The following is a 22,714-nucleotide window of genomic DNA, read 5'->3' as shown; positions in this document are numbered from 1 at the left end:
GCGAATATACCCCGTTTTTAAACTGCGCTAGCAGCCTGGTCGACCAACTCTTGTGTCTCGTCCAGGTGTTCAAAGAACCAGTCAATGATGATTTCAAAGTGCGGGATCAATTCAGAAGCCTGCCACCAAGGTCTATCAGCGAACTGGAAAAATTTAGTCATTAAGAAAATCATGGCGCAAACAACCAGCACCCCACGCAGGCCACCAAAGCATATGCCGAGCACGCGATCTGTGCCTGACAATCCGGTCTTCTGAACTAATTGGGAGATGATGTAGTTGATGAGTGCGCCAAGGATCAAGGTGCAAATAAAGAGTACCAGTGCAGATACCCCGTCCCGGATCAGAGCGTCAGAGATACTGTCCGCCAGCAGAGCAGAGAGATCACGATAGAAAGTGCTAGAGATAAAAAACGCCGCCACCCAACTGACCAACGACATTGCTTCTTTAACGAAACCGCGTATCAAGCTGATCAGCGATGATAACGCTATGACGCCGAGAATGAGGAAATCAATCCAAATCATGTACTACGCACCTATTTCAGGACGGCGCGAATTCTAACAAAGCATTCACGGTTTGCCTATCCCGCCTATTGTTCCAAAGGGTTATATGCGGTCAGTTGGCCAGTCAGGCCAGTCAGTTTTTTCAAACTTTCCAGTTTGCTTTCAAGCGCTTGTTTATCAAGACTTGGACCAATATAAACTCGCGTGATCATGCCATCTTTTGGTGTTTTTGGTCGGGTATACACTGTATAACCGCCCTTTTCCAACTTGTTGATCAGACCATTGACGTTTTTAGCGTTCTTAAAGCCACCCAACTGAATAGCCCAGGCATTATCCTTAAAGCCTTCCAGTTTCGGCGCTGATTTGACTGGTTTTACGACTACTGGCGCTGGCGTTGCTGCGTCAATATCGGGCTCGCTGACCACCACATTGTCGCCATCAATATCAACAACTGGCGGCTGGTTCTCAGCTAAGAGCGCCGCGGCCGTATCTTCCTGCTCAACCAACCCCTCAGCTGCCGCCAAGTCATCTTGATGGATCGCTAGGTCAACCTCGGGTTTCAAGGGGATCACAGCAAACTCATCACTATGCCGCTGTTTTTCGCCATCAAGCAAATCAGGCAATACAATGATGCCTACGGCGAGTAATGCCACTGTACCCACTAATCGATTGGTAAGTTGATTGGCCAAAAAACGTCCCCTGCTTAGGCTGATATCTCGGCGACAGTGTAAAACGAGCCAAAAACGATTACCACATCACCCGCCGAAGCATGTGCTAAGGCGTGATCATAGGCATCTTTCACTTGCTCAAAACGGTCGCTGGACGAGCCAAGCTCGGCTAACTTATCTTCTAATAGATCACTCGTCGCGCCGCGCGGAACATCCAAACTGGCAACGAGCCATTGATCCACCGTCGGCAGCATTACCGATAGCGTCGCGGCAATATCTTTGTCCGCCAACATCGCCACGACAGCAATCACCTTACCGTCACCTTTCAATGCTTGTAACCGCTTGTTTAAGTAGTTAGCAGCATGGGGATTATGGCCAACATCAAGCACCACAGTTGGCTGTTGGGAAATAACCTGAAAGCGACCAGGAAGCACGGTATTAATCAATACCTGCTTAACCAGCTCAATGTCGGGCATCAGCTTCAGTTGATGCAAAGTCATCAACGCAGTGGCAGCATTCGCCAACGGAATATTCGGCAGTGGCAGTCGCTCCAACAGCTGACCTTCCGTTTGCCAGTACCAACTGTCCTGTCGCTTCTTATAGTGAAAATCCTCGCCCACAAAAGCTGGGATAGCCTGCTTGAGTCGACTCTGTTCAAGCATGGTGGATGGCACATCGGGTTCGCCAATAATGGCAGGCTTGTTGGCGCGGAAGATACCGGCCTTCTCAAAACCAACAGATTCACGGGTGTTACCAAGAAAGGACTGATGGTCCAGGTCGACACTGGTGATCACGCTGGCATCAGCATCAACAATATTGGTTGCATCCAGTCGACCACCTAAACCCACTTCCAGCAGGGCGACATCTACATCGGCTTGAGCAATTAGCCATAAGGCAGCCAAGGTACCAAACTCAAAATAGGTCAGCGCAATATCACCCCGAGCAGCCTCTACAGCAGCAAACGCTTGGCAGTGTTGGCTGTCCTCTAACTCCTTACCATTGATACGAACACGTTCGTTGTAATGTCTAAGGTGAGGTGAAGAATAGATACCCGTCGTCAGCCCCTGTACCAAACAGAGGTTTTCCAACAGAGCAACCGTCGACCCCTTACCGTTAGTGCCACCGACCAACAATACTGTTGGTGCTGGCTTAATTAACGATAAACGCGCCGCCAGCTTGGACACACGCTCCAGCCCCATCTCAATTTCAGCGGGGTGCAGCTTTTCCAAATAACAAAGCCAGTCCTCAAGGGACTGGCTTTCAAAACGTTCATTTTGCATCAATGGGATCCGACTACTCGCTTACAGCCGCTTCGGTGCTCGGTTTATCACTGAGTTTTGCCAATACACGGGCCAAGGTGTCACGCATCTCTCGACGATCTACGATCATATCGACAGCACCGTGCTCGACCAAAAACTCACTGCGTTGGAAGCCCTCTGGCAACTTCTCTCGCACCGTCTGCTCAATAACCCGTGGTCCAGCAAAACCAATCAGTGCTTTCGGCTCAGCAACATTTAAATCACCTAACATCGCTAAGCTCGCCGATACACCACCCATCGTTGGATCGGTTAAGACTGAGATAAACGGTAGGCCTTTTTCACTCATTTTTGCCAAAGCAGCACTGGTTTTAGCCATCTGCATTAACGAAAACAACGCTTCCTGCATCCGAGCGCCACCACTGGCTGAGAAGCAGATCAGTGGACGATTTTCAGCCAAGCAGACCTCAACGGCTTTTACAAAGCGAGCACCAACGACCGACGCCATTGAGCCGCCCATGAAAGAGAACTCGAATGCTGCTGCAACAATTGGCAACCCTTTCAGCTCACCTTTCATCGCTACTAATGCATCTTTTTCACCCGACGCCTTTTGCGCCGACGCAATACGCTCTTTATATCGCTTGGTGTCTTTAAATCTCAGAATATCTCGCGGCTCAAGTTCACTACCCAGTTCTTCCCGTGAACCGGGATCCAGGAAACTATCCAGTCTAGGGCGAGCATGGATGCGCATGTGATGGGTACACTTGGGGCATACCTCTTGATTGCGCTCTAACTCCGCGCGATAAAGCACCTGTTCGCAGGCTGGACATTTAGTCCAGATCCCTTCAGGAATATTTCGACGCTTAGTCGAACCGCTTTTGCTCTTGGGAAGAATCTTCTCAATCCAGCTCATTATTTCCCTCTGTATCGTCCGCTATTACTGCTGCTATGACAGTTTTAGCTCAACAAAATTCATTGCAAAACACCGGGTTCCGGCAAAACTGTCCAATTTAATCACAACCTGCCCCCTAAACATAAGAGAAAACTGGTCATACCCCATCATCACGCACCCAAAAAAACACCCTATTAGGCTAAAAACAGCGGCCCCATCGGCGTTTTTGGCAAATCCCACTCATCAGGATAGCTGACATCAACTAAATAGAGGCCATTAGGTTTTGCCGTTGCACCTGCCTGACAACGATCTTTTGCCGCTAAAACATCGGCGATCCAAGTAGTCGGCGCTTCACCTTCCCCGACCACAATCAAACTTCCAACAATATTGCGCACCATATGATGAAGAAAGGCATTAGCTTTTACATCAACAATAATATAGCTGCCACGGCGTTGCACAGTAATATGGCTGAGGCTACGCATAGGAGAGTTCGACTGGCAGTGTACAGCGCGAAATGAGGTGAAGTCATGCTCACCAACCAAGCATTGCGCCGCAATGTGCATGGCTGCCGCATCCAGTGGCATATGGTAATGACTAACGCCGCGGCGCAAAATACCGGGACGCAGACGTTCATTAAAAATGATGTATCGGTAACGACGGGCAAACGCGGTAAAGCGTGCGTGAAAATCATCACTGACCAGTTTGCCCCAAGTCACGGCGATATCATCGGGTAGCTTCGAATTCACCCCGAGCGTCCACGCTCCCATATCGCGCTCAGCACTGGTATCAAAGTGAACAACCTGACCGGTTGCATGAACCCCAGCATCCGTCCGTCCAGCACACACCAGCTCGATAGGTTCATTGGCGATCGAACCTATCGCTTCTTCCAACTTCTGTTGCACACCTAACGCGTGGCGTTGGCGTTGCCAGCCGGAATATTTAGCACCATCGTATTCGATGCCAAGGGCCAATCGCATAAAACACCGTCTCGATAAAACGAAAAGGCCGGTATTATACCGGCCTTTGCAAATTCCGCGAGTCGCTACTGATTCAATCTTGAAAGTAACAACTGCGCTTCCACTCTCTGATCTTCAGAGCCCTTTTCAATCACTTCGTTGAGTATAACCGTTGCCCCTTCAGGATCATCGATCTCAATGTAGGCTCGGGCTAAATCAAGCTTGGCGCTATACCCATTGTCGTCATCAACATCCATCTCCCGGGCATCAGGGGCTATGTCAGCAAAACCTTTCAGAGCCTTAGCTACACCGCCCGAATGATAAGGTTCAGTCGGACTACCGCTCTCCTGCTCTGGCGTATCCATAATGCTGTCGATATCGATATACCCTTCAGCATCAGCCTGCTCACCCGTTCTCTCTTCCGTTTCACTAGCGAGAGATAGGTTTTCGCTATCATCAACTTTAGCCGGTGATGGCTCATCATCCAACGCTAACGAAAGGCCAAGATCCTCTTCCAGAGACGGCGCCCGCTCTGCTTCTGACTCTTCTTCCTCTGGCAACTCAGCCACGGCATCATCAAGAGACAGTGAAAGGCCACTATCATCAATACTGTCCGCTTCTGCCAATAGAGCGTCCAGATCATCCGCTTCTTCCAACGCAGGCGCTGTCGTTTCAGCGGCTGGCTCGGTTTCATCGGCAAGTGACAACTCATTTAGCAGTTCGTCAGCAGAGACCTCATCTAGACGTTCAAGATCTTCACCGGCCGGAGACTCGTCCAATGCTTCGGCAAGGATTTCATCGTCACCACCAAGGCTGAGATCTATCTCATCCTCTGGAAGAGGTTCATCTTCCAGTGCTAACTCATCAAGGTTAAAATCCGCCAACTCAGCGTCACTTGCTGACAGTTCCTCATCATCAACCGTGAGATCGACATCTTCAACGCTAAGGTCTGCCTCATCCGCGGCGTCAACTAGTGACAGCGCATCTTCGACCTCTTCAGTTTCATCAGCAACGATCGCCTCATCGCTACTCTCTTGCTCGGTCGCTTCCGTCAATAGCGCATCGAGGTCATCAATTTCAGCCAGCGTGTCGGTAGCAAGTTCTTCATCAGCCAACGCCAGCTCGGCGTCATCAATAGGAGCTTCACTATCCGCAAGCGCTTCCAACGCATCATCGACACTGACGGGCTCGGCCGCTTCAGCCAGTAAAGCATCTAAATCATCGACCTCAGCAAGCGTATCGCTTTCGAGAGGCGCCTCTTCTACTTCGAGATCTTGGCCTGATTCCTCTTCCGTTGCTGCGGCTAACAAAGCATCCAGATCATCGCCATCATCTGCCAGATCGATCTCTTGCTCTGCAGTCTCTTCAGCTGCAGGCTCGACAACGTCACTCTCAGGTTCAGCCACATCAGCTGCAGCTAACAATGCATCTAGATCATCGCCATCATCTGCCAGATCGATCTCTTGCTCTGCAACCTCTTCAGCTGCAGGCTCGACAACGTCAGCCTCAGGTTCAGCCTCATCAGCTGCAGCTAACAATGCATCTAGATCATCAGCCTGATCAGGCTCTTGCTCTGCAGCCTCTTCGGCAACAAGCTCTGCAACATCACTCTCAGGCTCACCTTCACCAGTGGCGGCTAACAATGCATCAATATCATCAAGGTCAGCATCGACATCTAAATCATCGACAATCTGCTCCTCAACTTCTTCAACCTCTTCGGCGCTTTCCGCCACCTCATCTTCGCTAGCAGAGGCAAGTAGAGCATCAATATCATCAGTATCGACAGCGGCTTGTTCATCGCTAACTTCTGTCTCGACGGGTTCCGCGGCAGCACTATCATCCTGCGTCGCAGCCAACAGTTCGTCTATATCAAGCTCATCAGCACTGGCCTCTTCAGACTCCTCGGCAACTTGTTCAACCGGCTCATCTACTGCCCCGGCTTGTGCCTCAGTTTCTGCCAATAAGGCATCAATATCATCGACATCCACCGGCGCGTCAGCAGCTTCTTCTGCAACCGCCTCTTCGCTATCGTCTTCTTCACTGACACTGGCCAACAGAGCGTCTAAGTCATCCTGCTCAACGGCTGTATCAACCATATCAACCGCTTCGTCACTACGCTCTTCAACGCCATCAGACAGATCAAGCTCCGAATCAGCAGAAGCAGGCTGAGTCGAAGCGTCATCTTTTCCCGACGAATCCTCGTCAAAATCAGCAAGCAAGCTATCAATGTCATCTAGGCCTAATTCAGCCTCGTCAATCTCCTCACTTGCAGGCTCCGGCGCAATCTCAGTGTCATCAGACAGTTCAATCGCATCACCCAGCTCGTCTTCGAGGATCTCATGAGCCGCTTCATCGCCGAACAGTTGCGATGCATCCGCTTCACCAAGATCGGCCAACAGATCGTCATCATCGTCGTCAACCAATACCGACTGTTCAACATCATCCTCGAGATCAAATGCGTCCAGTTCATCCAAGCCTGCAACCTCTTCCTCAGGCAAGGCTTCTGGCGCACCAATGGTATCGGCTTCAACCGTATCTGTAGGCAGCTCTGTCGCCACAGTGCTCTCTTCTGCTGGGCTATCACTGCGGTTTTTACGCAGCAACCAGAACGCCAGCAAGCCGATGAATAAGACGGTTGGAATGGTAGTCAGCAAGGCGAGTAGCCCCTGACGCTCCATCAACCACTGATCCCAACTTTGATCAGCCAACTTTTGATCTTCAATTTGCGTCAGCTCACCCACTTGTCTTTGCGCCTCTAACAAGTCAGCTAACTTCTGCTGCAACACTTCCTCTTTGCCCACCTGCTCTTTTAGCAGTGCCAACTCTTTGTTTGCACTTTCGAGTTGCAGGCGTAAACGCGCGTTCTCAGCACGCAGGGTTTCAACCGCCCCGCCAGCTTGCGCTAACTCTGTTGATAAGGTTTCACTGCGCAGGTCTTCGACCTTTTCCATTTTTTCAACTTGCTGCTCAAGTACAAGTTTCTCTTGTCTCAGGCGCTCTTTCTCCGCCGCAGCCGCGGCTTTCTCCGCTTCTAACGCAGCAAGTTTTTCCGCTTCTTTGGCTTTCTGTTTCTGCTCAGATTGTGCTTGCGGACCCCGTTGAGCCCAGTCATTAAAGCGAGCTTGAGCGTCTGCCGCGCTAAGCTGCTGGATCTGATCCATTGGTGGCACCATCAGCACACTGCCATTTCTTAGCCTGTGCAGATCACCATCTTCGAAAGCTGATGGGTTGGCATCATAGATCGCCATCATGGTCTGATAGATAGAGACACTGCTATCGGGACGCATTTTGACCGCGATGGACCACATGGTGTCATCAGGTACCACCGGGCCGAATGAGCGAACATCATAGGCATTCGCCTGGTCAGGGGCTTTTTGTCCACCCTCACCTTTGATCTCTACACGAGCATATAGGTCTTTATCGGTCGCCAAGGGCGCTTCAATCACACCCAACTGCACTACGTCATGGCTTGCACCGGGTGACGGTGTGTTGGCATATCCCAGCGAAACACAAGAAAACGCTGAGCCAATCATTAGCGAAGTCAGCAATACGCGCGGCATAAATTTCATACAACAGTCCTGATCTGGTAATCGGCCATACTAAGGCTTTCGGCACATCTTGTTGTTAACTTGAGGTTATCCCAAAGTAACAAAAACTTAAGATGGCCTGACTATAAGATAGTGTTTGGCCATTATCTATCAATGAGTAAGGCGATTAATGTGGGGAGCGTCAAGCATTTAGCTGACCAATCACGTTGACCGGCAGCAAAAACAGCTAAGCGAAGCGTTTTACGCGCGTTGCTAGTCAAAGCGCGTTACATAACTGAAGCTGCGTTTTCTACCAACTCAGCCATTAAAAATCGCGATATCCCCCTAGTCTGGGCGGGAGAAACCTAACTGATACAGCGGCGCTAGCTGCAGTGAAGTTACCGACGGATTACCTGTGATGACCGCCGATGATAATTCACGGCGTTCAGGATAAAAACGCCGTAACCAATCAAACCCCTTACCCGCCAATGCATGCTCTCGGAACAGCTTGTCATCTCGGCGCACATCATAAACCGCATGAACCAAACGTTGTACGATCTCTGGTGTGGGTGGCTGCCCCAAATTAAAACCGGCAATTTCTGGGTGTGGCAGAAAATCCTCAAGATGCTGACTGACTCTGCGTCCACAATGATCCGCAAACGCTTGATAAATCATCTCTGTTCCCCGCGCTTTCCCTTCCAGCGAGTAACCAGCGATATGTGCTGTGGCCAACTCCACTAACGGCAATAGCTCTGCCATCACATGGGGTTCGTTCTCCCACACATCGAGTACAGTGGGCAGTTGTTTGCCTTGGGATAACACGTGGTACAGCGCCTTATTGTCAATGACTTCGCCACGACTGGCATTGACCAACACAGTGCCAGGGTTAAGTGCTGATAGGAAAGCTTCATCAACCATATGGAAGGTTGGATATTGGCCATCACGGGTCAATGGCACATGAAACGTGATAATGTCTGCTCTTGCCGCCTCTTCCAACGACACGTATTGGCGAAACGCATCTGCAGGGGCTTTAAACGGATCACAAAGCAGATAGTTGATCCCAAGCGCCTCACATTTATCGATCACGCGAGTCCCAATATTTCCAACCCCAATAATCGCCACCGTTTTATCGCGCAGATTAAACTGGTGTTGCTGCGCCAAAACAAATAAGGCACTAATCAGGTAATCAGCCACCGAGTGCGCATTGCAGCCCGGTGCGTTGACAAAACTGATATCTCGACTCATCAACAATGATTTATCGACATGATCTGTACCTATGGTGGCCGAGCCAACAAACGAGAGTTTATTGGCTTCTGTTAGCAATGCTTCATTGACCTTGGTGACGGAGCGGATCATCAAACCATCAACATCTTTTAATTTTGATGGCGTCAGGTCACGCCCAGAGATTGCTTCAACCTGACCAAATTCGCTGAATAGCTGGCGCGCATAGGGCATATTTTCATCAACAAGAATTCGCATCTCACACTCACATCAATAGGCTTTGAGAGCTGGCACTCTAATCTGCACTTTCAAGGCTGTCCAGTTAGCGAGCAAGGGATTAGACAATAGCTTAGTCTAATTGGCTTTTTAATATTCAAATCAACTAAATAATACACCGCCTAAACGTAAAAAAGGGCCCTTAGGCCCTTTCAATACTGCGATAGCTAATCTGCAGTTAAGCTTCGTACTTGCTGAATACCAAGGTGGCGTTTGTACCGCCAAAACCAAAGCTGTTTGACATCACAGTCTTAAGCTCAGCATCACGGGCTTCAGTCACCACGGGTAAACCTGCGGCTTCTGGATCAAGCTCATCAATATTGATTGATGGCGCGATAAAGCCATTGTCCATCATCAATAGTGAATAGACCGCCTCATGAACGCCCGCCGCACCCAGAGCATGCCCAGTCATAGACTTACTGGCACTCAAGGCTGGCGCATTGTCACCAAACACTTCTTTAATCGCGCCCAGCTCTTTCACATCACCAACCGGCGTGCTGGTGCCATGGGTATTCAAATAGTCGATTGGGGCATCAACAGTATCCATCGCCTGACGCATACAACGTACAGCACCCTCGCCTGACGGAGCCACCATATCGTAGCCGTCAGAGGTTGCGCCATAACCTACAACTTCACCATAAATTTTTGCGCCACGGGCCAAAGCATGTTCGAGTTCTTCAACCACAACCATGCCGCCGCCACCGGAGATAACAAAACCATCGCGGCTGGTATCATACGTACGTGATGCTAATTCTGGCGTATCGTTGTACTTGGTAGATAACGCGCCCATGCCATCGAACTGCACAGCCAGAGACCAATGAACTTCTTCACCACCACCAGCGAATACAACATCTTGCTTACCCAACTGAATAAGCTCTAAAGCGTGGCCGATACAGTGTGCAGAGGTAGCACAAGCTGAACTCATCGAGTAGTTAACACCTTTGATCTTGAATGGTGTCGCCAAACAAGCGGAAGTCGTACTGCCCATGGTACGTGGTACCATGTAAGGCCCGACACGACGAACACCTTTTTCGCGCAAAATATCAGCCGCAGCAACCTGATTCTCGGAACTTGCGCCGCCAGAACCAGCCACGAGGCCGGTGCGAGGATTGGAAACTTGTGCTTCATCCAAGCCTGAATCTGCGATCGCCTGATCCATTGCAATATATGCGTACGCTGCTGCGTTGCCCATAAAGCGCATCGCCTTACGGTCAATATGTTCACTGGGATCGAGTTTCACATCACCCCAAACCTGACTACGCATGCCCATTTCAGCAAAGGATTCGGCCTTAGTGATACCAGAGCGTCCAGCCTTTAGTGATGCCAAAACCTCTTCTGCATTATTTCCGATACTGGAAACAATACCGATACCTGTGATTACCGCTCGTTTCATTGCCACAACCTTGATTCTTAATCCAACCGGGGATAATAGCCGCAAAGCACCATCAAACTGGTCGGCTTTCAGCGGCACCAAACACTACCTTCCTACTTACAATGCAGTAGAATAGCGCGTCTTGTCGCGTAATGGAGCTTTTTTTCAATGGCACAAAAGTTCAACCTCAGTCATGCACAACTTGATTGGTCTGATCCCACCACCCCTGTGGCCACTGAGTTTGATGATGTCTACTTCTCCAGAGCCTCAGGACTGGAGGAGAGCGCCTATGTGTTTATGGCGCAAAATCGTCTTCCAGAACGCTGGCAAAACAGTGACAACCCGTTGTTTGTCGTCGCCGAAACGGGGTTTGGCACCGGCCTGAATTTTTTGCTCACCTGGAGCGAATTCGAACGCTCCCGTGACGCCGCAAACGATAAGCCACACAGCCAACGCCTGCACTTCGTCTCATTTGAAAAGTATCCATTACAGCCTGAGGACTTAGCCAAAGCACTCAGCGTTTGGCCACAGCTGCAACACTATATCGCGCCACTTTTAACCCAGTATCCGCCAGCCGTTGCTGGCTGCCACCGCCTGACCTTCGACCATGGGCGCGTCACTCTGGATTTATGGCTGGGTGATGTTAACGACTGGCTACCGCAGATCAATGCCAGCGCCAACTCTCACCCTCATATCGTCAACGCCTGGTACCTGGACGGTTTTGCCCCGTCAAAAAACCCAGAGATGTGGCAACCCACACTATTCCTGCAGATGGCTCGACTGTCGGCACCCGATGCCACCGTCGCCACATTTACTGCCGCGGGCATGATACGCCGCTCGCTGATCGCCGCCGGTTTCGAGATGTGGAAAGTAAAAGGATTTGGCCGTAAACGGGAGATGCTGGCAGGCAAATACCAGTCTCACGATGACAGCATAACGACCTCAACCGCACCGAATAGCAGCCAACCGGTCACCATCATAGGTAATGGCATCGCGGCAGCGACACTGGTTTACTCCCTAACCAAGCGCGGCATCAACTGCAAAGTGATCAGCCAAGACGAAACACCAGGCTCGCAGGCATCGGGCAACCGTCAAGGGGCTATCTATCCACTGCTACATGTTGAACTCGATGCTATCAGCCAATTTTTTACCCCTGCGTCGCTGTTTGCCGTCCAGCAAACCCAACAGCTCGCCGAACAAGCGAAGGCGCAAGGTGCTGAACTGAATTTACAGCTCAACGGCGTCTTGCAGCTTGCTTTCAATGAGCGCAGTCAACAACGCCAACAAAAGCTGCTCGCCAGCGCGCTATACCCTCCCGCACTGATGCACTCGGTAGACGCCAACCAGGCCTCCGAATTAGCTGGGGTAACTCTGCCCCATGACGCACTGTTTTATCCAAATGCAGGCTGGGTCTCCCCTGCTGAACTTTGTCAGACGCTATTCCGTTGGGCGGAACAAACAGGCCTGTTGGAAACAGTTCATGCCAGAGTTGAAGACATATCTGCAAGCGAACAAGGCTGGCAGCTCACCCTGTTGCCTGCCGACAATACGGCAAAACCCAGCAGTTATGCACTAAACCATACGCCATTGATTGTCTGTGCAGGCCATCAAAGCCAGCTAGGCCCATTAGCCTCGCTACCCTTAACACCGATCCGTGGTCAGGTCAGTCACGTGCACGCCACCACGACATCGCAACCACTAAAGCGCGTCCTTTGCTATGAAGGCTACATGACCCCTGCGGTGGCAGGTGAACACTGTATTGGCTCGAGCTTTAAACGGGGCAACCTCGATACCGAACTAAGTCCAATCGAAGCTGCAGAAAACCTAGACAAGCTGCAGCGCTGTCTAGCGCCTGCACCGTGGACACAAACCTTATCGATGAGCCAACAGGGAAAGGTCGGCTTTCGCTGTGCTTCACCTGATCATCTGCCGCTGGTGGGTCCGGTGCCGGTTCAGACGACATTAGCAGAAGTCACCCTCAGTGACGGCCCGCAATCTTTACCTGGGGCACCTATGCTGTGGACACTGACCGGGCTAGGCTCTCGCGGCCTAACGTCTGCCTGGCTATGTGCCGAGCAACTCGTTGCCCAGCTTGTGAGCGAACCAGAGCCATTACCCCTGAGCCAATCAGATAGCCTAAGTGCCAAGCGTTTTATCTGGCGACAACTCAAGCGCCAAGCAAAACAATCTGACAGCGCTAGGCACGCCGTCGACCATGGTAAGAACAGGTAAACGGCGGGGTTGCACCGTAACCCCTTCAGCCGCCGCAGAAAGTATTTAAGCAGCTCCTGTACAAAGCGCAACATCTTGCTAACATTACAAGATCAACTCACAGTGAGGCGTCCGCATGGAAGCAAGCCAACGTAATGGGAGCACAGGGTGAATTCTCGGGCAAAGCTAGCACTGCTTTTGACGATGTTTATGCTTTGGGGTCAACCCAGTCTGGCGGATGAACCGTCTTCTTCGCCAGTGACGGGGATGTCTACAGGCACGCCCATTAGCCTCACCGAACTAAAAGAGTTAGCCCGTCGCGACCCCACCGCGACCATACAACAGGGTAACCTGCTACTCGATACTCCGCTGTCCGCAGTAGACGCCGCCAACGTCAAAGTCGCTGTTGCGTGGGCATATATGCTGCAGGGGCAATATCCAAGAAGTGCGCTGTTAACCGAACAAGCGTTAATGGTCGCTGAACAACACAACCTGCCTCGATTACGTGTCGAAGCAATTAACCTCGAAGGGGCATTGGCCTTTCGCCAAGGACGCTTTGAGCAAGCAGAAGTCTATTTTCACAAAACACTGGCGATCGCCGACCAACATAAGTATCTGGACAGGCAGGTCAGTGCCCACTCAAACCTGGGCAGTGTCTACCGTAGTCTTGGCGAGCCAGTGCTTGCGCTCGACAACCTATACAAGGCGCTCAATTATAGCTACCAACTGAATGATCCCTGGCGCACCGGTGTCACCGAGGTGAACTTAGGGTTAATTTACAAAGACAACGCGCAGTTCAACAACGCATTAAACCGCTTTAATAATGCACTAGCCAGTTTTGCCAAAGCAAACAACGAATTGGCTGCCGTTTATCCGCTTGGCTATATTTCCGAGGTGTATCAAACACAAGGCAAATACCATGAAGCTTTGGACACAGCGTTAAAGACCCACGCTATTTGGCAACGTCATCAGGAGAAAGATGCTGTCGCACGTAGCCATCTAAATTTGGCAAAACTGCAACGCCTGCTGAAACGTAAAGATCTTGCTCAAAGCCACCTAGATTCGGCCAAGAGTGGTTATCAACAGCTGAATAATAGTAACGGTATTGCTAACGTGTTAATGGAGAGCGGTGAACTGGCGCTCGACCATGAACAGTACCAAAAGGCGCAGCAACACTTTCGTCAGGCACTGTCGCTATATCAGGCCGAGGATCAACGCAACGCTCAGCTTGAATCCTTACTTGCCATTGCCGAAAGCTGGCTGCTACGCAACCAACCGAAACAAGCGGAGAGTTTTCTCAAACGCGCCAACAACGACACTCTGAAAAATGCACCGCCGACACTGCAGTTAAAAACCGATCTATTAAAAGCCAGAAGCCGCTTACTGTTAGGGCGTTTAACTTCCGCCCAAACCTTTGCACAATCAGCAGCGGCACTGGCAGAACAGCTCGAGCTGCTTGAGGAAGCCAGTCAAAGCTACCAGCTCCTGACCGATATCTATCAGCAACAAAACAGATTCAAAGACGCCTTTTTTGCCCATAAGACAGCGGATAACTACACCAACCAACTGGCGCAACAAAATCAGAATACAAATTTGCAACTACTCAGAGCAGAACACCAACTGTCAGTACAATCGGAACAACTAGCGCAACTTAAATCAGGCAAACTGCAAGCAGAGCTCGCCCTTGCTCAGCAAGATTGGCAAAAGAAAAGCCTGCAAGCGACCATCGCTGTGTTATGCATTTTGCTCTGCCTGATCAGTGCGCTGGTTTACCAAAGCCGACGGCTCGCCAAAGCCTATGAAGATCAGAGTGAGCACGATCCCCTAACCAAACTTGGTAATCGCCGTTTTCTGCAGCACTGGCTCTCGATCCAGATACCGATCATGCGCCGCCGCTGGTTTCAACGCCGCTCATCGATCTACTCAAGTGCTGACATCTACTTCTTTATGATTGACCTCGACTTTTTCAAGGAGGTCAATGATAAGCACGGCCACTCCGCCGGAGACGAGGTACTGGTGCAGTTCAGCCGCCTCTGTACTAAGCTGCTGCGTGACAGTGACCAGCTGGTACGAATGGGCGGAGAAGAGTTTCTCTTGGTTGCCCAGCAAATAGATGAGTATGGCGCAGCACAACTGGCGGAAAAGATACGCCGAGTCGTCGCCCGACATAGCTTTATCGTCGCTGACAATCAGCCCATCAGCATCACCTGCTCTCTGGGCTTTGCACCGTTCCCTCTCGCCGAACAAGAACCAGATGAAGCGATGATTGAGCCCGCAATCATGCTCTCCGATCGTCTGCTTTATGAAGCCAAAGCCAAATACCGCAATGCCTGGTTGGGGTTAGGCACAAGCAAGAGCTGGCAGTCTCGGGAGTTGATGGATGCCGACATAGACGAGCTCTATGCCGCGCTGCATAGAAATGAAGTGCAGTTGCACAGTAGCCATCCGCTCCCAACCGAAGCCGAGATAGAAGCAGATACAGACGCGGGCACAGGGAAAGAAAGCCCCCGCACGACGCGTAATGCACCTCCCGCAGCAAAAACAAACACCGTTGCTCCGATAAAAAAATCGGACTCAACATCCTAATTACGGTTTGTCAGGCCGATCCGGCAGGCCGAAAAATGAAGCGGGTCAAATATTTCGCACTCTTTCGGGCAACCACCGCCCGCTGACATACACTGAGTTTATCCTTGATTTTTTATCGCAGGCTCTATGGGACAAGCCGTTGATAAGCATCATTTCTGTGCGGCTGATTTTGAGCGCTTTGCACAATGCCTTGAACAGGACATTGAAGCACTAGCATGCTTATTAGATAAACCAGATTTCGGCGTTGGCCCCTGCTCTCTGGGAGCAGAGCTTGAGTTGTACTTGGTCGATCACTGCGGCCACCCTCAACCATTCAACAAACACTTCCAAAAACTGGCGAACGATCCATTACTCACACTAGAACTTAACCGCTTCAACCTGGAATACAATCTGTCCCCGGTACCCGCTGCGGGCACACCTTTTACCGCAATTCACCGTCAGCTAAACGAAAAGCTGGCTGAACTTCGTCATATTGCTGCGCCAACCGATACACGCATTCTCGCCATTGGCATTCTTCCCACATTAAGGCAAAGCGATTTTGGCTTAGCCAACATGACCGACGAACCTCGTTATCATGCGCTTTCCCAAAGACTGGATGAACTAAAACAAGATCCGTTTTATATCCATATCGATGGCGCAGAGCCGCTCAAATTACACACCGACTTTTTAACTCTGGAAGGTGCAAACACATCATTTCAGGTTCATCTGAGAGTAAACCCAAAAGAGTTTGTCGATCACTACAACGCCATACAGTTAGTTACGCCGATCGCGCTTGGTTTAGCAGCCAACTCACCGACTCTGCTCGGCCATCGGCTGTGGCACGAAACCAGGATCACGCTGTTTAAACAGTCGATCGACTACCGAGACAGACATTCAAATCATTGGCGCCCACCCGCCCGTGTGGGTTTCGGTTGTGGTTGGGCACGCAAAAGTCCACTGGAACTGTTTTCCTCCAGCGCACGTCAATTCCCCGTGATGATGCCGGTTGACTACCATGAATCACCGTTGACTGACATCCAGCAAGGTAAAACGCCCGCTTTAAGTAGCCTGCGGCTACACCAAGGCACGGTCTGGAATTGGAACCGTCCGGTCTACGATCCCGTTGCCGAAGGCCACCTAAGGATCGAACTAAGGGCTCTACCCGCGGGCCCTACCCCCTTAGATATGATGGCCAACGCCGCATTTTGCATCGGCATGGCGGTCGGCCTGCAGGATCAGCTCGAAGACCACTTGGTTGCCTTACCTTTTGAGCATGCGCGCTACAATTTTTACCGGTCCGCTCAGCACGGGTTAAACGCACAGCTGGTATGGCCGTCAGGCCCACATGGGCAGTTGCAAGAGATCCCTCTAACAACGTTAGCGACAAAAATGCTCCCCGTTGCAGAGCGCGGATTAGCCACTCTAGGGATCACCACAGCTGAAATAGCACTCTACCTTGATCCCATCAGGATGCGACTAACCCACCAACAAAACGGTGCCATCTGGCAACTCAAGATATTAAGCCAGCTGGAACAAAGCCTTTCCCGCCACGATGCCCTACATCAAATGCTATGGCGATATTACGAACAGCAACAAATAGGCACCCCCGTAGCCCAATGGAGCAGCGAATTATGAGCGCGCCTATCCGCCCATCAAACGACACATACTCTCCGCTGTTATCCCGCTACATCATTCCCTATGGGCAACGCTTAGATAAAGCCAAAACAGGGCATTCCGTCATCGAGTTCCTCCAGCAATGCGGAGACCCGACATGGCTCACCATAGAAGGCGAAGACATCACCCGCTCGCGCGCCGTCGTCACCTTACTGCACGGCAACGAACCGTCAGGCGTCGAAGCTTTGTTTCAATTACTACAGCGCGTCCTATCCCCTCCTGTCACCTGTCACCTGTTTATCGCCGTCGTCAATACGGCGCTAACCCGGCCTTACTTTAGCCACCGCCATTTGCCTCAGCACCGCGATCTTAATCGCTGTTTTAACGGGCCCACCGACGATTTTCCAGGTCAGCTAGCAAGCGAGATCTGGCAGGCACTTACAGAGTTACAACCCGAAGCGGTCGTCGATCTACACAACACCTCGGGCTCAGGACCGGCATTTGCCGTGTCGGTCGAAGATTGCGCCATACACCAAGCCATCGCCTCTCTATTTTGCCAACGTATGATCGTCACCGACGTCAGGCTGGGTGCGTTAATGGAGAAAACTTCCACTCAGATGCCCATCGTCACCATTGAATGTGGCGGAGCCATCGATCCCGAGTCTCGCCAAGTGGCATTAGAAGGATTAGAGAAGTTTATTTGCGCAGCCAATGTGAGGGAGTACAGCCGTCAAGACTGGGATGTGGAACTGTTGCATCATCCATGCCGTGTCATCATCACCCCACAAATGAGCTTGGCAGTCGCTGAACAGGCTGTCAGTGGCGCGGATATTACGCTTCCGGGCAATATCGAACATCACAACTTTGGTCGTGTACTGCCCGGCACATGTTTAGCTTGGCTACAAGGAAATGATACCAGAGCCATCAAAGTGCTCGACGGTCAGGGCATCGACTTAACCAACGATTATTTTGAAAACCGAGCAGGTGAATTAACGCCTAAACAGCCACTAAAGCTGTTTATGATCACCACCAATATCCGCATAGCGCAAAGTGACTGTCTGTTCTATTTAGTCGCCGCGCCTTATTAGGCTGTGTTCTTTTATAAGGTATGGTCATTGCTAGAATTGGCTCACACAGAGTGCGACGCTCTCTCGCGGGGGACACTATTCACGCGGAACCGGTAGCAGGCAAACATAACACCAGCTCTTCTATCTGCTGATTTAACCTGGGACAGAAAAAGCGCTGTTCCCGTTCAACTATAAAACCATTCTTTGCCAACACCCGTAACGAACCAATATTGCTTTTTGTCACATTGGCATACAAGGGTCTCTCAATCACGACATCTAGGAACAGCGACAGCGCCTGTGTCGCTATTCCTCGCTGCCAAAAATCACAGCCCAACCAATAGCCTATTTTCCACTGTTCCTGCTGCAACCAACACACGACACTGCCCGCCACGCTTCCCTTATCTCCCCTCGCCACATCCGTTGCATCTAGTACCATAACGGTTTTCACTGTGGCACACGTATTCGATAACACGTTACTTTGCCAATGAGATAAAAACGCCTCACGGCTTCGCGGAACAAACTGGGCCACTTCGCAGGCTTTCGGTTCATTCTGTTGTTCAAATAACGTATCCATATCAGACGGCAAGACGTCTCGGAGCCAAATTTGCGCCATAACAACCTCTTGTGCTCCTAAATAGATGACATCAACAGCGAAGCGAACCCGCCACAGTGAGCAAAGCACAATGCCCGAGCAATTCAACCCGAAGCAGTGCTTTCAACTTACTTAACGCATGCAATGTGTTTTCCAGCACATGATGATGCTTAAACGTCGATTATGACTGTTAGATCGACTGTTAGATGGACTGCCATCTTTAGATGGTTAGATAGACAGCCATCTTTAGATGACTATAAATAATCGCCATTGAACAAGATGGATTTAATAGTCAGATAACGAACAACAAGATTTTTGACTGTCTTAGGGCATGATTTCGCGCCGTAAAGCTGATCCACTGAAATTAAGGCACACCAGCCTCTTCCCTTGAGAGAATAAAAAGTAGTGTATTGGGTGGGGATGCTACGTTTCGGCCCAGCCTGTCGGTGGAGCTAGCGCAGGGCCATACACTCGGCTTCTCGCATTGGATTGAGCGTAGCGCTTTCTGCTGGCGGGATGGCCAATCACAGTACCTCGCGACAGGTTTTGTTTTTGAATGGCGGTGATAAAAGTCTCCGCGTCTAAGCCTAAGCGCCCAAGAATAGGTGGTGTGTCTTTCGGGATACTGCCGCGCTTGGCTTTTCGTTGTGCCCTGCCCGTCCAATCAACCAGTTCAAGGTAATCAGCAAAGCTAAAAGGAATGCCTTCAGACTTGTCTTGGTGGTGATTGCCAAAGAAAGCTTGCAGTAAGGGGGTTTTAGGTGTGTCGCTGTTTTTCTTATCGGTCGATTCTGGTGGTGTCTGCTTCTCAGTACTTTGTTGATATTGCTTTAGGCGTTGATGGATGGATACATCAACGGATTGCTCGGGTGTATCCACAATACCCGCTCTGAGTGGATTCAAATCCACATAGGTCATACAAGCCAACAGTCCAGCTTCATCAAGGATCGCTTGCGATTTGAACCTGCCTTCCCAGAACCTGCCTTTACATCTGTCCTCTTCATTGGCTTTACGGGCGATATGTTCGTTTAAGCAACGCATATACCAAGAGATATCAGATAAGCGTTCACGCCATTGTTGAATGATGTCCATAGCAACCTGCTTTTCCACATCTGTGGTGAGTTTTCCCGCCAGGTAACGCCCGACCATTATTGGCCAGGTAAACAATTTGGCCCAGCGCTCAGCTACTTCAGTATCACTCAGACTTTCAGCCCTCTTGGGGTTGAGATGTACCACCAGGTGGTAGTGATTGGACATCACCGCATAAGCGCAAAGCTCAATGGTAAAAACTTCATCTAACAGGGCTAAACGCTCAAGCACCCATTGTTTACGGTGACTGTAGTCGGTATTGGTAAATCTATCTTCACCGCACAAGAAAGCACGGCGAACGCAGCGGCAAACACAATGGTAGTAAGGCGTATCAGCGGGTGAAACCAGCTCTGAGCGGGGGCGAGTCATAACAGCTTCCTTGCTTATTTATCACTCAAACAGCGTAGAAAACGAACCTAGAGATGTCAATGTCGGGTGGGTGTCCTTGATCCTGTGACCTGCGCCAAGCCCGTCAGCGCTTAAAGTCGTTTTTGTTACGCAATGGGCATCCCTGCTCTGGCAGGCAGAATTGGAATGATGCTTACAAACGTCATCTGGCGGATATTCATTTTCTTGCGCCTGCCAAGAAGCTGACTTATCAGCATTACATCAATACCGTCTCTGAGCGGTATGAACGTCTACAGCGCATTGAATTAGAGTTGCAGTCTATTGCTGAGTCCTGGTGTTGGTATCCATTGGTGCAGCGCTTAACGGTATTAAGGGGGATCCGTTTCTTGTCGGCCATTACGCTGGTCGCTGAGCTCGGCGATATGCGCCGTTTTGAGCGGCCCCGCTCGCTGATGAACTTTGTCGGTTTAACGCCTTCGGAGCACTCCAGCGGTTTACGGCAGAAACAGGGCGGCATTACCAAGTGTGGTAACACCCACGCCCGGCGTATCCTGATTGAAGCCGCTTGGGCCTATCGCTTCAGTCCGAAAGTCTCATCCGAGCTGTATAAGCGACAACAAGACCACTCACCTTTGCTGCAAACTCGTTCATGGCAAGTACAGACGCGTCTATGTGGTCGCTTCAAAGCCTTAAAGGCACGTGGCAAGGAATACAACAAAATCGTCACGGCGGTGGCCCGTGAATTAGTCGGTTACATCTGGGACATCGCTCAGCGCTTTGACCCACAACAGAAAACCATAGTCGCTGATTAAGTGCGTTAACTCAGCGAAAAGGAAACCAGTTAACCCCGAATGAGACCCACCCGCGGCAGCGGTGAGAGCAACCCTCGACGGCGTTAGGCGATGCAAATTCGCGCTCCTAGACTGAGGCAAGGCTCCAATGGCGCAAACAAGTCATGCGGATAACCAAACCCGCGAATATCAGCAAGGTCAACCGCCGACACTTACTTGCCAACGGTGACTCATTCGGGACTTTAAGCCGGTGAAACAAAATCGGTAGGGATAGCTTTGTGCCTGTTGACAGGGGGGATCATATCAACGCCGCAAGCACGGGCAACGGGCAGCGGCTCGCCGCGTCGTGTTCGTTGTCCCCGAGGAGCAAAGCGACGAGTTAGTGACTTGCTTTGTTATATTTCGTCTATCACTCACTGATGACTTCCAAAGCAACAGCGAGCCTGATTTGGTTTATTTTTTTAAGGCCCTTTCTGTACTCGGCCATAGAAATCGACTCAACAACTGGTGGTGTAGACTCTTCGAATCTGTCGAGTTCAACCGACATTAGCTTGGGTCCATTGACCAGCAATACGAAAATGTCTTCGCACTGCTCCTCCGTCCAATGAAGAACGCAGCCTGACTCGAAATCTGCGTAATGGGCTTCAATTGCGCTCCTGAGCCTTGCACATGATCTATCGAACAGCAGCGCCTCTTTAGATGCTGACATCTGCTCTCTAAACTCTCGCTCAGTTTTGGTGTTACCTAGTTTCATTGCCAAGAAATATAACGCCTAAAACAGGGAGCAAGTTAGCGGCGAAGCCGCGCGTACAACTTGTCCCAATGGTTTTTCTTGTTATGTGTCTTTCCTAAAGAAAGCAGCATGTGGATGAGGCGGTCGTTTTGCCATTTCTTCCATGTGTCTCTTTTGCTCATCCCTTTTCTGCTTTATTTTTGCTCGACACTTTTTACATCGAACAGCCTTGGCGCAATAATACGCCTGAACTTCTTCATACCACCACTTCTGCTGAGGAGCAGTCCAGATTTCTTTTGCTCCGCAATCGATACACTCAAACTCTTGGTCGTAGTAAAATTCGGGAGCTATGCCAAAACCACCTTTCCCAAAGTTAATCTTGGTACTATCTACGGGCAGCCTACTCTGAAGCTTATTCTTTGTTCGAGCATATTTCATAGGCTTCCTCAAAGACAGACACATAACGCCTCACTCATGGGCACAGCAAGTGGAACCGAGTTTCTGCTTCTTTTGCTCTTTTAGCAGAAACCGGGTTGGCTTGCTGTGTCCCTTGCAGTGACTTGTTAGATTGTTGTTTAAATTGTAAGCACTCTTTTTCTCTGAAATTTTCAAATGCTCTTTCTTGATTTTGTTGTGCAATAAAATGTGTGTATGTGAGCCATATTGATGTTGTAAGAGCTAACAAAGACAGGCTCTTAAGGATATATCCACGAGTTACATATACAGCAAATAAAGCAACAACAAGTGCAATAGCTTGCAGCTCAGGGCAAGAGCACATAACAAAACCAAATATAAATATTAGGAATAGCCAGATCCCCAACACTATGATTCCACGCCTTGAAGACCGCTGTATTTTTGGTTTATCAATGTGTTCGCTCAAGACAATACCTTATTTAATGCACGTGCAATCTAACGCCTTTGATAACAGGACCTATAACGCGCCCAAATAAAACCACCGCTCTCTGGGTGGTTCCTCGTTTATCAAACTTGTTGTACACCCGCACCGCCGTGGCTATGGACGAACAACGTTATCTAT

The 22,714-nt window shown here is 50.3% G+C and carries 18 protein-coding genes; 5 read left to right on the top strand and 13 right to left on the bottom strand.

All coding sequences use genetic code 11. The annotated features are described in order from the left end of the window. Positions 1 to 17: 17 nt before the first annotated feature. The 8 genes from DU002_RS18420 to fabB all read right to left on the bottom strand — a co-directional run bounded on the left by DU002_RS18420 (position 18) and on the right by fabB (position 10,689). On the bottom strand, positions 18 to 521 hold the full coding sequence (locus tag DU002_RS18420; RefSeq protein WP_114339926.1) for a CvpA family protein: 504 nt from the start codon (positions 519 to 521) through the stop codon (positions 18 to 20). Between the two features lie 65 nt (positions 522 to 586). Further along, positions 587 to 1,189 carry an SPOR domain-containing protein gene (locus DU002_RS18415; protein ID WP_158538150.1) on the bottom strand — a complete coding sequence of 201 codons (603 nt, stop codon included), beginning with the start codon at positions 1,187 to 1,189 and terminating at the stop codon, positions 587 to 589. Positions 1,190 to 1,203: 14 nt separating this feature from the next. Further along, complete coding sequence (folC, locus tag DU002_RS18410; RefSeq protein WP_114339924.1) at positions 1,204 to 2,448, bottom strand: bifunctional tetrahydrofolate synthase/dihydrofolate synthase; 1,245 nt, start codon at positions 2,446 to 2,448, stop codon at positions 1,204 to 1,206. 13 nt (positions 2,449 to 2,461) lie between these two features. Further along, positions 2,462 to 3,337, bottom strand: coding sequence for an acetyl-CoA carboxylase, carboxyltransferase subunit beta (accD, locus tag DU002_RS18405; protein ID WP_114339923.1), 876 nt, complete (start codon positions 3,335 to 3,337; stop codon positions 2,462 to 2,464). 173 nt (positions 3,338 to 3,510) lie between these two features. Next, the gene (gene truA, locus DU002_RS18400; RefSeq protein ID WP_114339922.1) at positions 3,511 to 4,293 is read right to left on the bottom strand and encodes a tRNA pseudouridine(38-40) synthase TruA; all 783 of its coding nucleotides are present in this window, start codon (positions 4,291 to 4,293) and stop codon (positions 3,511 to 3,513) included. A gap of 65 nt (positions 4,294 to 4,358) precedes the next feature. Further along, entirely contained in the window at positions 4,359 to 7,841 is a 3,483-nt protein-coding gene (locus DU002_RS18395; RefSeq protein WP_114339921.1) for a FimV/HubP family polar landmark protein, read from the bottom strand. A gap of 303 nt (positions 7,842 to 8,144) precedes the next feature. After that, a complete protein-coding gene (locus tag DU002_RS18390; protein WP_114339920.1) occupies positions 8,145 to 9,278 on the bottom strand; it encodes a 4-phosphoerythronate dehydrogenase in 1,134 nt (377 codons plus the stop codon). Between the two features lie 196 nt (positions 9,279 to 9,474). Continuing rightward, on the bottom strand, positions 9,475 to 10,689 hold the full coding sequence (gene fabB / locus DU002_RS18385; protein ID WP_114339951.1) for a beta-ketoacyl-ACP synthase I: 1,215 nt from the start codon (positions 10,687 to 10,689) through the stop codon (positions 9,475 to 9,477). A gap of 147 nt (positions 10,690 to 10,836) precedes the next feature. Here fabB and mnmC point away from each other — a divergent pair, with 147 nt between their 5' ends. The 4 genes from mnmC (at position 10,837) to DU002_RS18365 (ending at position 18,146) form a co-directional block, all read left to right on the top strand. Next, positions 10,837 to 12,900, top strand: a complete 2,064-nt coding sequence (gene mnmC / locus DU002_RS18380; protein ID WP_114339919.1) for a bifunctional tRNA (5-methylaminomethyl-2-thiouridine)(34)-methyltransferase MnmD/FAD-dependent 5-carboxymethylaminomethyl-2-thiouridine(34) oxidoreductase MnmC — start codon at positions 10,837 to 10,839, stop codon at positions 12,898 to 12,900. A 147-nt stretch (positions 12,901 to 13,047) separates the two neighbouring features. Next, a complete protein-coding gene (locus DU002_RS18375; RefSeq protein WP_114339918.1) occupies positions 13,048 to 15,465 on the top strand; it encodes a diguanylate cyclase in 2,418 nt (805 codons plus the stop codon). A gap of 126 nt (positions 15,466 to 15,591) precedes the next feature. Further along, positions 15,592 to 17,079 (top strand): glutamate--cysteine ligase family protein, encoded by a 1,488-nt coding sequence (locus tag DU002_RS18370; protein WP_114339917.1) that lies wholly within the window; start codon positions 15,592 to 15,594, stop codon positions 17,077 to 17,079. Continuing rightward, entirely contained in the window at positions 17,076 to 18,146 is a 1,071-nt protein-coding gene (locus tag DU002_RS18365; protein ID WP_158538148.1) for a M14 family metallopeptidase, read from the top strand. The genes DU002_RS18370 and DU002_RS18365 overlap by 4 nt, the downstream gene beginning before the upstream one ends. A gap of 79 nt (positions 18,147 to 18,225) precedes the next feature. Here the strand turns inward: DU002_RS18365 and DU002_RS18360 are convergent, their stop codons facing one another. Both DU002_RS18360 and DU002_RS18355 read right to left on the bottom strand, forming a co-directional pair. After that, positions 18,226 to 18,738 carry a GNAT family N-acetyltransferase gene (locus DU002_RS18360; protein WP_114339915.1) on the bottom strand — a complete coding sequence of 171 codons (513 nt, stop codon included), beginning with the start codon at positions 18,736 to 18,738 and terminating at the stop codon, positions 18,226 to 18,228. A gap of 402 nt (positions 18,739 to 19,140) precedes the next feature. Next, entirely contained in the window at positions 19,141 to 20,175 is a 1,035-nt protein-coding gene (locus DU002_RS18355; protein WP_114339914.1) for a transposase, read from the bottom strand. 122 nt (positions 20,176 to 20,297) lie between these two features. On the opposite strand from DU002_RS18355, the gene DU002_RS18350 reads away from it, so the two are divergent. Further along, entirely contained in the window at positions 20,298 to 20,966 is a 669-nt protein-coding gene (locus tag DU002_RS18350; protein ID WP_158538146.1) for a transposase, read from the top strand. 388 nt (positions 20,967 to 21,354) lie between these two features. On the opposite strand, the gene DU002_RS18345 is transcribed toward DU002_RS18350, so the two are convergent. From DU002_RS18345 to DU002_RS18335, 3 genes are all read right to left on the bottom strand, one after another. Further along, positions 21,355 to 21,705, bottom strand: coding sequence for a hypothetical protein (locus DU002_RS18345; protein WP_147271901.1), 351 nt, complete (start codon positions 21,703 to 21,705; stop codon positions 21,355 to 21,357). Positions 21,706 to 21,780: 75 nt separating this feature from the next. Continuing rightward, positions 21,781 to 22,116: a zinc-ribbon domain containing protein gene (locus DU002_RS18340; RefSeq protein WP_158538144.1), complete on the bottom strand. Its 336-nt coding sequence runs from the start codon at positions 22,114 to 22,116 to the stop codon at positions 21,781 to 21,783. A gap of 34 nt (positions 22,117 to 22,150) precedes the next feature. Further along, a complete protein-coding gene (locus DU002_RS18335) occupies positions 22,151 to 22,558 on the bottom strand; it encodes a hypothetical protein (RefSeq protein WP_147271900.1) in 408 nt (135 codons plus the stop codon). Positions 22,559 to 22,714 lie beyond the last annotated feature (156 nt).

It is taken from the genome of Corallincola holothuriorum (assembly GCF_003336225.1).
Taxonomy (GTDB): Bacteria; Pseudomonadota; Gammaproteobacteria; order Enterobacterales; family Neiellaceae; genus Corallincola; species Corallincola holothuriorum.
Note: the sequence above shows the minus strand (reverse complement) of the source record. Positions and strands in the feature narration are given on the sequence as shown.

Excerpts from the sequence above, each read along its gene's own strand:
- DU002_RS18420 (WP_114339926.1), bottom strand. The coding sequence starts at position 521 with ATGATTTGGATTGATTTCCTCATTCTCGGCGTCATAGCGTTATCATCG.
- folC (WP_114339924.1), bottom strand. The coding sequence starts at position 2,448 with ATGCAAAATGAACGTTTTGAAAGCCAGTCCCTTGAGGACTGGCTTTGT.
- accD (WP_114339923.1), bottom strand. The coding sequence starts at position 3,337 with ATGAGCTGGATTGAGAAGATTCTTCCCAAGAGCAAAAGCGGTTCGACT.
- truA (WP_114339922.1), bottom strand. The coding sequence starts at position 4,293 with ATGCGATTGGCCCTTGGCATCGAATACGATGGTGCTAAATATTCCGGC.
- DU002_RS18395 (WP_114339921.1), bottom strand. The coding sequence starts at position 7,841 with ATGAAATTTATGCCGCGCGTATTGCTGACTTCGCTAATGATTGGCTCA.
- DU002_RS18390 (WP_114339920.1), bottom strand. The coding sequence starts at position 9,278 with ATGCGAATTCTTGTTGATGAAAATATGCCCTATGCGCGCCAGCTATTC.
- fabB (WP_114339951.1), bottom strand. The coding sequence starts at position 10,689 with ATGAAACGAGCGGTAATCACAGGTATCGGTATTGTTTCCAGTATCGGA.
- mnmC (WP_114339919.1), top strand. The coding sequence starts at position 10,837 with ATGGCACAAAAGTTCAACCTCAGTCATGCACAACTTGATTGGTCTGAT.
- DU002_RS18370 (WP_114339917.1), top strand. The coding sequence starts at position 15,592 with ATGGGACAAGCCGTTGATAAGCATCATTTCTGTGCGGCTGATTTTGAG.
- DU002_RS18365 (WP_158538148.1), top strand. The coding sequence starts at position 17,076 with ATGAGCGCGCCTATCCGCCCATCAAACGACACATACTCTCCGCTGTTA.
- DU002_RS18360 (WP_114339915.1), bottom strand. The coding sequence starts at position 18,738 with ATGGCGCAAATTTGGCTCCGAGACGTCTTGCCGTCTGATATGGATACG.
- DU002_RS18355 (WP_114339914.1), bottom strand. The coding sequence starts at position 20,175 with ATGACTCGCCCCCGCTCAGAGCTGGTTTCACCCGCTGATACGCCTTAC.
- DU002_RS18340 (WP_158538144.1), bottom strand. The coding sequence starts at position 22,116 with ATGAAATATGCTCGAACAAAGAATAAGCTTCAGAGTAGGCTGCCCGTA.